Below are 11,715 nucleotides of genomic sequence, written 5' to 3' on the forward strand. Positions count from 1 at the left end.
TTTTTCTTTATATTTTTCCTGCAGCAAATTCAACGCTTGAAAATTATCGCTATGGATAAGGATTCCATCAACACTTTTGTCTATATTTTGTATACCATGCAAAATCCTCGCCTTGAATGATTCACTAAAGAGACTTGTATCCACCATTCGATAAAGTGAGGACTTTAGACTATCAATTGTTGGGGGAGTATTATCGTCACAAACACCGAGATTTTTCCATTGTGACCATTGACTCTCATTAGAAACAATTTCTGGATACATAGCTTCAGGTATCCGATCTAGCGTAATGTAATAATGGCTTGATACAACAAACTTTTTCTTAAGCCAGAGCTTCTTTTGAAAATTCTCAAGCTGAGCTAAGAATTCTATCAGTTCTCCGGCAATACTCCGTAGGCACTGGATCATACGAAGGCTGTTCTCTATATCTGAGAATGTTCCAGCGTTTTGAATATCGTCCAGATTCATTACTTCATTTTTAATATAGAAGTCGAGTTCGCGATTTAGGAAGTTACCAAGATCTTTGTGGATGAAGTAATCAGCTGTATTTTTGGTTGTATAATCAACGAGGTGTTTTTCCAGCAAAGTACGTTGAGGATTTTTCTCCGTGGGAGCGCGGTTGCTCAAATCAAGCCAGCGTAATTTAACGTCAGAATGATTAAGAATAGTTTCAACGGCTTTAAGGACTAAAGTTTCCTGCTTAGTTCCTTTGAGCTGAGCGCTATACTCAAATCGAACTATCAGTTCACAGCTGTCTACGCCCTTGACTTCTTCGACAGGTAGCAATTCTTCTTCATATTCATCACCATACTCATCGATGCGAGTAATTATCTTGTGCGCGGCGAGTATGAAGCGGCGCTCCTTGTCATTATCTTTGCGATTATCCTTTGCTATATCTGCAGTTACTAGCTTGAATTTCACCGAACGGCCATCTTCCAACATAAAGCTATAATTGGCGAAATTTTCCCCGCTTTTAGTGTAGTACTGGTCCTTGTTGGCCCAATGCAACATGACTTCTTCACCAGCGTAGGGAATTGCGTAGGTCTCGCCTTTATAACGTCGCTGGCTGATAAAGTCACCTTGGTCATAATAGCGAGAGAAAAAAGTGAGTAAATGCGAAAATATAGCATCCTCATTCTCGCGAGCCCTGGTTCTTTCTTGAGTTAGTTTTTGACGTAATTCTTGCACTTTAGGCACAGTATCAGGCTCAATACCATCAGCTTGGTATTGAGCCTCCTTGTCCTTGAGCTCTCGAGCGATCAGTTCACTTTGAGCTTCGCTACCATTACGAAGCGCAGCTTGAACCTTAAGTGCTAGGCGATTTTCAAGGTAATTATTGATTTCGCTAGAGCGGGCATTAAGAATTCTATAAATGCCAAAATCAAGCTCTGGGCGGTCAATTTGAAAAATTTCACGTAACTTATTAACAAGTTCTCGGAATTTGACATTTTGCTGAGTAACCATATTTTTTATAGACCTTAATCTCGTTATGTATGCTGCATTACACTACTTGTTAGGGTAAGTGGATAGTGCCAGTTTTTCTTACGGCCGTAGTGAATCTATGCAAGAGCCAGGATTTTCATTGATCTCGTCTTCAACCGCAAAGATTTCCAGCCGTTTTTCTCGAGGGCACTGCGAGGTTGAGTTTGGATTGCAACTGGATTGTCCGCAGAGGGAGTATCAATAATTTTTGGATAAAGCAGTTCGCCATCATCTATGCGTCATGAAACAGTGAGGTATCTCTTGCATCAAAAGCAGTTACTTTCTGGCCAACTAGAGTAAAGCCCCCCAAACTTACCGCCTCGCTTTCATTATGACGAAAAATGGTGGGGTACCATACCCCCTTGCCCAATTTGAGTAAGGCTATGAACACGTTATCTTGAGACATTTATTACTAAATGGTTTTGTTATAGGGGTGGCTACACCTATCATAATTCATTTAACAACATTCAAGTGGGCAGGACGTTTATAGGAGTCGGATACTGTTGCTCCGCCCCCATCAATCGAGCCCATAAAGAAGCTATTGCTGAAAGTAAGCGCGCTTACTTCGTCTGCAGGGAATCGTAGCCGTTTTAAGATCTCACTACGTTTGATCCCACGTGAACGCAGTGCGGAAAACACTTTCTCCAACACAAGTGATTTCTCACGAACATCCATACCTTGTGGCTCGCTGGTCCGATATCCCCGACGAGTCAACTCAATTGATAACTGTCGATAATGCCATTCAGTTGATAAGCCCACATCGAATGTACGACGAACCAAAGCTGCAAGTGACACTTTCCAATTTTTTTTCATCGATATAAGCAAGTCGAGTGATGGCATTCTTGGTACTGTTGCTAAAACACTGCGTTCAGGCATCAAAAAAGCTGATGCAAAGCGGTCCGCATCTAGCTCTGCTTGCCTTCCATTATTGCTCGAATGTTTGTGAAGAACTAAATGACCTAATTCATGAGCTGCATCGAAGCGGCTACGCTCCGGTGTTTTCATTGTGTTCAGAAGAACAAATGGTTTTTCGTCAATCCAAAACGAAAAAGCATCAACTTCAATGCAATTTTCAGCGAGCGAGAACACACGTACACCATTAGCTTCCAGAAGGTGAATTAAGTTAGAAATCGATAATTCACCGACTCCCCAGTGTTCTCTCACTGCTCGGGCGGCACGATCAGGTTCCAAATAACCATCGAAGCTACAATCAGGAATATTGGGTTTCGGTAGTTTGAATTGTTCTTCAATCCAGATCGATAACTCTTGGGCAAGTTTGCCTGCACCAAGCGCTGAATCTCTCTTCTGTGCGCTTAGCTTAGTCATTGCTCGAAAACTAACCGATTCAGATGAAAGAGAAGGGACGTCTCCGTCGAGGAAAAACTCAACAGGGTAACCAAGAACAGCAGAGATTTTATCCATACTGTCACTGGCTACAGCGTCAAAGATACCTGCCTTCTCATAGTTCGAAATCGTTCTGCTGGTCAATTCAGCTGCTTCGGCTAAAGCTCTTTGTGTCAGACCTCTTCGTTCTCTTGCTATACGTAAACGCTCTGAATTAAACATGGTACATACTTAGCCTACTTTTAAAATGTCGAGGTCAATATCCGGCGTAAATAGTGGTGCATTATTACTCTGGATAATCGGCTCAGGTCCGTGAATATCAAGTATCAAACGGGTAGAAAAGCTATTAACTACATTTTTATCGTTGTACGAGATAGGCCGAGAAAGTTCTGCACGGATACCGACACGGTGAAAGTCATCGATTTCATAAAAATCGTAGAGTAAAAACCATAAGTCCATTCCGATTTTATTCGGTAGGAGAGGGACAACATCGCCTTCGTATAGATCAAGGTCCAACTTAAGTTGGTTATCGTCGAGCTTGAGATCTCCTTGTCCGGGGGTATTGTTGTGAATCAACCCCATCAGATCGCAAGTAAAGTCACCTTTCTTTAGGCGAGATTCGGGGTATCCATGAAAAAGCCCAGTTTGATCGCAGCCACGGCATAGGTAAATTGCAACATTATCACTAACGGTCAATTCAACATTCCGAACAGATAGCCGTTTGTACCCTTTTGGCGCAAGAATCTCACGAGCGCCGCTTACCCCCTCACCATAAAAATACTGCCCACGTGAAATTGCAGGGTGGTTTTGAGTCGTTGAGTAACGTCCTGATAAACCTCGTTCGAGGATACTGCCAAGATCACTTTGACAGAGATTCATAGGCTGCAGATATGATTCAACGTCATCAGGGTCAGCTAGCACGATAGTTTTTGCGAGATTATGGTAGTACATCGGTAGCGGCTCTTATTAATTTTCTATTTTTTATACCTCATTTGAGGATTGAAAACAAGAAAATTACTGGATGCAATGCCAGTGTAAGCGCATTGTTCACATGACTATTAAAACGCGTGAAAAGCAAAAAAATCGAGAAAGCAATAACCCTAAAAAAATAGTGAGAAAAGTGACCTTTACCCATATCTGAGGCAGAATAGAATTAGTCAATTACTGCGCCTCAGGAGTCTTCACCGTTATGATTAGCCTTGTATTTTCTTATTCCCATGTAGATGAAGCACTACGCAATGAGCTCGAGAAACATCTTTCGCCCCTCAAGCGGATGGGGAAGATCACTACATGGCATGATCGCCGCATCGATCCTGGGCTGGAATTTGAACACCAGATTGATCATTATTTTTCCGAAGCCGATATTATTCTATTGCTCATCAGTAGCGATTTCATCGCCTCCGATTACTGCTATCAGGTTGAAATGACCAACGCGATGGAACGTCACAAGCGTGGTGAGGCAGTGGTCATTCCGGTGATCTTAAGAGAATGCGCTTGGCACCAGTTACCGTTCGGCAGCATTATGGCGGCGACAATCGACGGTAAGCCCATCACCAAATTTGCCAGCCACGATGAAGGTTATGTTCAGGTCTTTGATGCCGTCTCTCGCGCTATTGCCAGTATGGAAGTGAAAAAACCACAACAGAGTGTGCATGTCTCTTCTTCAGCTCCGGGGAATCCGGTGTATCAGGCAACAGAGACGGTTTTTACTCCACGTTCCAGCAATCTTTCTCTACCAAAGACCTTTACCGACCTTGATAAAGATCGAGCCCGACGTGAAGGTTTTGAGTATGTCGCCCGTTATTTTGAGAACTCTTTGGATGAACTCAAGAAACGCCATGCTGGATTAGACGTCGATTTCCACCTACTTGATGCGAATTCATTCACTTGCGCGGTGTATATCAACGGTAGCAAGGTTGGTCAATGTGGCATCTGGCGTGGCACCCAACACCATGGAATGGGAGATATCTGCTATAGCCAAGAAAACGTTGTCCGAAATAGCTATAACGAAAGCCTGACCCTTGTTGATAACGACCAAACTCTAGGGTTTCGTGCTCTGATGGGAGGCTTTAGTAGTGGCGCCTCACGGGAGGCGCTGTTGACGAACGAAGGGATGTCAGAACATCTGTGGGGAATGTTTTTCGGAGTAATCAAGCAACGCATGTCCCGGTGATTCACAGCGGTCAAATCGAGTATCTAGTCTGATATGACCGTTGTCTCACTGGTAAATGACGATAAGGATTTAGAAATGTTGCAACTTAATCTTGCCAAGGTGTTCCTGCTTGGGGACGACAACAATGGATATGTCCGTTATGAAATATTCTCAAAAGAAGGAGAACGCCCAGACTATCCAGAAAAAATTGTGGTTTATCGTGAGAAGGTATTGGAGATGAACGGCGATAAATATTGGGCCAAAACGGATGAAATTATCAGTCTGGACCATCTCGGATTCCATAAAGGTGGATTTCAAATGGCGATTACTTATCAGATGCGTCCTGCGCGGGATATGTTTTCAGCGATAGATGAATGCAAAAAACATTATAGTAATTCCCGGTGACCAGACGATTATAGAACAGACTAATCCAGCATAGTTGGTTTCAGTTCTACTTCACTGCTGAAGCACAGAGTATTGAATGTCTGGTAGGACTTCAGCTGAGATAGTTTCGATGTTGCGTCCAATGACGCGAGCATTTGTTCATCGCGGTAGGATATTGATTGATGTATCGAGTTAAGGGTTGAAGGGGCCTGCATAAATCAATTATTGGAACTCGATGATAACGAATATAGTACCTCGTATAGTTGGAGCACCAGCACTGCTGTTTATCTCCAAGAGCTTGTCCATTCTGCATACTCAATAGTTATTTTGGACTACCCTGCCATTTAGAGAGGGCAGGGTATCACCAGCTTATCTGCTAACGGTTGGGGCGAAGATCAAGACGGTCAAGTTCTTCTAGCGTTTGAACTACAGTCTCGACGAGTTCTCCGTCAAAATCATCCCGCTCGGCTTCTTCATGAGTCCCCTTATTGAGGTAAGTCCACACAAGGTTGCCAACAGGTATTCCGAGGATTCGGCCGTATGCAGTTAAAAGTGGATCTTTGTTGTTGTGATGAAAAGCCTGTGCATCGCGCATTTTCTTCGAAAGAGCTTCACAAAGATTGCGAAGAGCTGGCTCAGCACCAACACCCGCCAGTAGGAGGTTGAGGGGACCCTGGTTATGGCTTACCAGCCAACGCCAAGTCTTTTCTGATAGCATTTCAAGAGCCTGGCGGGATGCTGCTAAAGCCTCTCTGTCATTCAGAACTTCACGTGCTGCTCGGGCCTTGGCGATGTAATTTGCAGTCGGAATGTTGCCGAGCACTCTGGGCTGGTAATTCCCTTCGTGATGGCGGAACAAATACACCTTGCATGAACTTCGTCGTGGCGCGGGAAGATGCTGCTGGATGTCCTTTATAAACTCATTGCTGTGGCAGGTTACGATCAACTGAGTTTGCGCAAATTGATCGCTTTCAAAAATTGCTTCACGAATACCACCTCTGTGGTCATGGTCGATTGCATTGATGGCATCATCGAACACAATAACGGGGCAACCAATACTCTTTGCCTTAGCCATTAGAATCGCTAGTCCTAAGCAGCGAACATGGCCTTCGCTAAGAACATGTAGCGCATCCATGCGAATATGAGGATAGCTACGAAAGCTAATTTCAATCTTTCCATCGCTGGTCAACGGAAGATGTAGCGTGGAAATTTTATCTTCATCACGGTCATTGCGATTGAACGCGTTGTAGAGGTCCTTAGCTGCGTCATTAAGACCAGCCATCAGTTGTTCAGGAAGCTGATTTTTGTATGCTCTTAACTCTTCCAGGAAGCGATCATAAGCCAACTTGAAGGGTGCATCTCGTGCTATGTCTAATCGCTCTTTATTTGCTTGAGCAATGAGTGCCGCATTTGTTTCGTCAAATGCCTGGATACGGTTATTTGCCGCTACAATATTGTCTTTCAATTGCTGGCGCTTAAGGTCTTGAACTTGTACCCGTAACTGGAACTCTCTGAGTCGCCGGTGCTCAATGACATGTGGCTGCCTATCCTGCTGCGCCTGCAGTGATGCAACGTCTTGTGCAGCAATTCTATCAACAATTGCAAATAACTCATCCAGCGATGGTCGGTCTGCTTCAGGATTCTTAGCTTGTGGGTAAATAACTGACCACCAATTACCTTCAGGTTCTATCGGCAACTGTGTCAACCAGAGGCTAGTCGCAGTACCTTCCTCGGCTTGTGCGGCGACAAATATGGCAATAGAACCCAATATCTGGCGTAGTTCACGTGACGCTTGACCAAGCGTGGCTTCTCCAATTTTTTGCTGATCCTGCAAAGTTCCCAGCTCTTCAAGTTGTCTTAAGCCATCTTTCGCTTTCTGATAAGGATCTGTCTCTACGTGAGCTTGGCCATCAAGCGGAGTGTCACATGCAGGGCAGCGCTCTCCGACAACATTCCGAAGAGCGAGCACTGAATCGTACAGAGCTTTGAAAGAAACTTGATCGCTCTTGGCATGAAGTGTGGCCTTGATGGCATCTAGTGACTCGCCTGAATGGTGAGCCTTTTCTAAGGCGTCCATGAAGTTTTTGTGAGTCACACCAACCACATTGGGTGATACAGCTTCGAGAATGGCGTCAAGATCCTGCAGTCTGCCTGGAGCCTCAGCAGTACCGATTAGATTTTTTAGGCGTTCATAGCTAGTGTCAGCAGCATATTCTCTGGCCAGCATCTCCTCTTCATCTGAAAGCACCAATTGAGATGCGGGTTCACTGTCGACAATCAGTTGGTCTGCAGCCAATTCATTGCGTCGTGCTATCAGTGCATTTTGCTGCTCACTAGCTATGACAAGTTGCCCGTCAATTGACTCATTGAAGTTACTTACAAAATCATTGAACTGATCCATACCGAATAAGGTTGCAATAAGTTCTGCTCGCTGTGCGTTTGGGCGAGCGGCGATCCTTGAAAAGGCATCGATCCGATTCTTTTCAATAAAACAGAAACGATAGATGTCAAGATTAGCGGCAACGTTGACATCTCGTCCTTGTTGGTCTGTGGCTATTAGAACCGGTGGGTCGAATCGTCCGTCATGGACATTGGCAAGATAGGTCCTGGCATTAATGCGCTTATTCCCAGCTTCTTCAACATCTCCTAGTAGGCCGTACTCTAATGCTTCGCATAAACTGGTCTTGCCACTGCCATTAGGGCCATAGATAAGCGTGATTTGATTTGAAAGATCAAATGGTTCAGCGACGCGAAACCCCCGGAATGGACCTAGTGTCAAATGTCGAAGCTTTGCCCAAGGCCAAATGTTGACACCCACTTCATCGGGAACTACCGGAGCTTCAGCGACTGTATTAGCCAGGTCCCTTCGAACAAGTCCAACGAGATAAATTGATCGTTGACTGCGTTGACGTGAAGTCTCCGCTAGTTCATCGAAATTATGCAGTGCAAGAGTAGCAAGACGCCTAACGTCTTCGGGCACCTGCTTGTCCGGTTGATAGAGCCATTGAACGTATCGTTCGAAGTCTTGCCTTGCAGATGCCATTCTCTCCCTCCTTGTAATTTTCTATTTGGTGCTAACGTATTGATAGACGTTAACGCTACCAATGAACCCTATAATGTCCTTTGCCACAAATCTTCAACTCTGCAGATCGTAGCTACATATCCGGTTATATGTCATTGCCGTTATTTGGTCGTCGTGGGTGGCCATGCTCATGAGCGAAATATTGATTCAGCACCATCCCATAATATCTCCAAGCGAGGTTGATGGCCCGATAGTGATATTCTCATATAGCTCCCAAATTTTTGTGTCAGAGCAGCATAAATTTGACCTCTATCCCGATCATAATTTTTGTGCAGTTCGCATCTCAGGCCTGACTACAACCAAATGAGCGTTCCTCGCTGCTGTAGATTTTAGTACGCTCTTTCGCCAGGTAACTTATGCGAATGGTTAGTTTGTCCAACGCCTCCCGAAAATCATGGCGATTCACGTCTAGGAAATAAAGTGGATGTTCAGGAAAACGAGCTAGTCCGCGGCATTCTGAATAGTCACTCATTCCCAGCGCACTCAGCCAGGCCTCTTGGATAAGCGACGCCAGCCCGGTACCGTTATCGTCGTAGATTCCAAGTGTATTGAAGCATTCGGTACTCACAAACAGTACTGCATGGTAATGCTTCTTACCTAAAAGGTCGGCTTGCTCTCGGACCCAGATGTATCGTAAGGAATTACGATGTATTCGCTTTTCTCCTCTGGCTTTTCTTTTCCGATATGCTGCAATTTTGGCGTTCAACGACTCGATAAAGCGTGACATTAACCCTTTGCGAAGATCAGGGCTGTAGATAATACTGTCGCCAATATCACGGTATTCAGGCAGACGAAGGTCCACCCGAATAACGGTCGTGCGTGAGTGATCGTTGAGGGCATTCCAGATAACTTTCATGATTTGTTGCAGGTAATGGGTATTGAAGGGTACCTGGCGTTCATCCAGTGCCATTTCGTTGATATTATTGAAAATTGACATAATAGTTTCCTCCACCTGTCGATTTCAGGCAAAGAGATGCCCTGCCGGGTCAGAGACAGGCATAGTGGATATGTGGATTCGGATTTATGGGGCTGACAGGGATACGGGTTACTAGAGGTGTGATTTACTGACGTACTCAACGCGACTGTTCTGCTGCTCAGCTCTGGAATGTTGTTTAAGTGTTTGTATAGCAAGGAGTAGATATCAATGATATCTATGTTGATAACAGGTATATATTACCTATCCGACACTCGCGCACTTTCGCATAACCTTCTACCATGCCGATTAGGATACTGATTTATAAGTTAAAATCACTCCGAAGTTAGCTGTTCCATACAATATGTATTTACCTTGGAATGGTGGTGTACCCCGTCAGCATTTCGAGTGCCTCAAATCAAAGTTTCTAGTACTGTGCGGTACGCAAAGCAGACGTATTCATCCATCATGCTGGTAAGCCTGTGGTTCTCAGTCTGCCGGTCATTAACCCAGTTATTGACCTCCTCGCTTGATTTTAACTTCAGATTTTCAATCCAGTCAGCAAGACTATTTCCTAGCATCAAATCGTACCAGCACAGCCAGACAAGCTTTAGACGGAGCTCAGTTCCGCTGAACTGTTGAAACAGGCTGGTGAGTTTATTCGCCAGTGAACGTTGTTTTAAGCGGACACATTCAGAAAGCAGGACACCTTCCAGCATCGGATGATGGACGAGCAAGTGCTCCTGCGTACATAAACTGACGCTCAGGTCGTCCTCAAGGGATAAGGATGCTGTCGATGCTTTACCGTAAATGATTCGGTGCAGGCATTGCGGAACAATCGCAATAACCGGGTCTTTCCCAGGAAATTGCAGACATCCTACTGTTAGGGCATGGGTGTAATAAATATTCTGATGGCACATCCCCTGGCAAACGGCCAGTTTTGTAAAACCCATCAGCCAGGTTTGGTAATATTTATGGAGCTCTTCATAACGGGGTTTGTAGTCTTTCATTCAATAATCCTTGGGGCCAAAGGGTATGCAGCCAGAAGCCGCCGATAGCATCGGACAGTGACTCTGACTGTCAGGGAATAGGGTTCATGGGGGGTACGGTGTCGGACGAAAAGGAACGGATGCGCTGATGCACGATAACTCACTGTATAAAATAGGCTTTATTTTCGCCTCTACGGGCTCCTGCTACGTGATTAAGGGAAAACCCAGGCGTGTATGCCAGCAAGCGCCTACGGTCCTCTGATGGGTCAGTCCCCCCACTGATGTTCCGCTGTGAGGACGTGGTCGCGCGGCACGGTTATAACCTTCAGTCAGCATCGTCAGGCCCTGGTAGGCTTTCTACTTCGCTGCCAGCCATTGACTCAGTGTGTCAGGAAGCCGTAAGTGCAGGTATACCACTCGCTCATCACCGACCCTATAACCAGTTCACACCAGAACAGCAGTGTCAGGGCCTGCTGAATAGTCGGGGCATGCAACCGGAACATCATCTGTAACTGCTCCGCCAGCGTTCCTTTCTCCAAACGATAACATTCGTTGAGTAGCACACCGGAGAGTAGGGGCCAATCGGTCTGTTTGGTTATCTTAGGGACAACGGCACACGCGTCTACGCAAGGTGAGTGCGTTATCTGAAGCAGGCACTGCGGAATAACTATAACGGTGCCCTCGGGGGTGAGGCAGGATGTCATCGCCAGCCGGTGCCATTGCGTGGGCTCCTGCTGACACAAACCGTGCCAAAAGCTGATGCGGGTGAAGTCATCAAGCCAGGTTTGATAATGGTTGAGTATCGGAGACGTGTTTTGCATGTTGGGTCCTTGAATGTCAGATTTTAGGTCGCTGTAACCCTCCGCATTGAGCGGATAGTGAAAATACGATTTTGAATGGGGCCACTGGGTGGAGTAGGGCTTACCGGCGGGACTGCGTTATGCGCTCCTGAAGCCAGACTTCGACTTCGCTTTTCAGCCAGCGAGAGCTACGGCCCAGTTTGATAGGTTTGGGGAACACACCATCTTTGATGAGTTTATAGAACCATTTATCGGTTAAACCGGTCAGTTGAGTGATGAATGCCATATTGACGAATTGATCTTCGAGTAGGGTAGCTTTAGTCATCATGATTTGATTCTCCGGTTGTTGTTAAGAGCGCCGGAATCGGAGTGATTTTCGTACTTTGTCCGCTCTGGCATAACAACCGGTGTTTCTGTAAAAAATGAAGAGCTCGGTTCGCCTACCTCAGTTTGTCACTTTTAAATCTGTCCTTATCGAGCGCATGAGTGCTGGAGTCTGATTAGGACACAGTACTTTCAGTCTCAGGAATTAAAGTAGGAAAATTACCGATATTTTTTACAAGTATGTTGAT

9 protein-coding genes and 1 pseudogene are annotated in these 11,715 nt (G+C 45.3%); 2 read left to right on the plus strand and 8 right to left on the minus strand.

Annotated elements, in window-relative coordinates; translation table 11 throughout:
• The 3 genes and pseudogenes from V2A85_RS18140 to V2A85_RS18150 form a co-directional block, all read right to left on the minus strand.
• Window positions 1–1,461, minus strand: a pseudogene (locus V2A85_RS18140) (site-specific DNA-methyltransferase); the annotation flags it as partial.
• 471 nt (window positions 1,462–1,932) lie between these two features.
• Window positions 1,933–3,045 (minus strand): helix-turn-helix domain-containing protein, encoded by a 1,113-nt coding sequence (locus V2A85_RS18145; protein WP_420072015.1) that lies wholly within the window; start codon window positions 3,043–3,045, stop codon window positions 1,933–1,935.
• Between the two features lie 9 nt (window positions 3,046–3,054).
• The gene (locus V2A85_RS18150) at window positions 3,055–3,774 is read right to left on the minus strand and encodes a hypothetical protein (RefSeq protein WP_420072016.1); all 720 of its coding nucleotides are present in this window, start codon (window positions 3,772–3,774) and stop codon (window positions 3,055–3,057) included.
• Window positions 3,775–4,012: 238 nt separating this feature from the next.
• Between V2A85_RS18150 and V2A85_RS18155 the strand changes: the two genes are divergently transcribed.
• Window positions 4,013–4,996, plus strand: coding sequence for a toll/interleukin-1 receptor domain-containing protein (locus tag V2A85_RS18155; protein ID WP_420072017.1), 984 nt, complete (start codon window positions 4,013–4,015; stop codon window positions 4,994–4,996).
• Between the two features lie 75 nt (window positions 4,997–5,071).
• A complete protein-coding gene (locus V2A85_RS18160) occupies window positions 5,072–5,380 on the plus strand; it encodes a hypothetical protein (RefSeq protein ID WP_420072018.1) in 309 nt (102 codons plus the stop codon).
• Between the two features lie 355 nt (window positions 5,381–5,735).
• Here V2A85_RS18160 and V2A85_RS18165 read toward each other — a convergent pair whose 3' ends face one another.
• The 5 genes from V2A85_RS18165 to V2A85_RS18185 form a co-directional block, all read right to left on the minus strand.
• The gene (locus tag V2A85_RS18165) at window positions 5,736–8,402 is read right to left on the minus strand and encodes an AAA family ATPase (protein ID WP_420072019.1); all 2,667 of its coding nucleotides are present in this window, start codon (window positions 8,400–8,402) and stop codon (window positions 5,736–5,738) included.
• Window positions 8,403–8,724: 322 nt separating this feature from the next.
• Window positions 8,725–9,378: an inovirus Gp2 family protein gene (locus V2A85_RS18170; RefSeq protein ID WP_420072020.1), complete on the minus strand. Its 654-nt coding sequence runs from the start codon at window positions 9,376–9,378 to the stop codon at window positions 8,725–8,727.
• Window positions 9,379–9,767: 389 nt separating this feature from the next.
• Window positions 9,768–10,364, minus strand: coding sequence for a hypothetical protein (locus V2A85_RS18175; RefSeq protein ID WP_420072021.1), 597 nt, complete (start codon window positions 10,362–10,364; stop codon window positions 9,768–9,770).
• A 359-nt stretch (window positions 10,365–10,723) separates the two neighbouring features.
• On the minus strand, window positions 10,724–11,164 hold the full coding sequence (locus tag V2A85_RS18180) for a secretoglobin family protein (protein WP_420072022.1): 441 nt from the start codon (window positions 11,162–11,164) through the stop codon (window positions 10,724–10,726).
• A gap of 100 nt (window positions 11,165–11,264) precedes the next feature.
• Window positions 11,265–11,471, minus strand: a complete 207-nt coding sequence (locus tag V2A85_RS18185) for a helix-turn-helix transcriptional regulator (RefSeq protein ID WP_420072023.1) — start codon at window positions 11,469–11,471, stop codon at window positions 11,265–11,267.
• Window positions 11,472–11,715: the final 244 nt, after the last annotated feature.

The sequence above is a fragment of the Yersinia sp. 1252 StPb PI genome, from assembly GCF_048593885.1.
Classification (GTDB): Bacteria; Pseudomonadota; Gammaproteobacteria; order Enterobacterales; family Enterobacteriaceae; genus Yersinia; species Yersinia enterocolitica_E.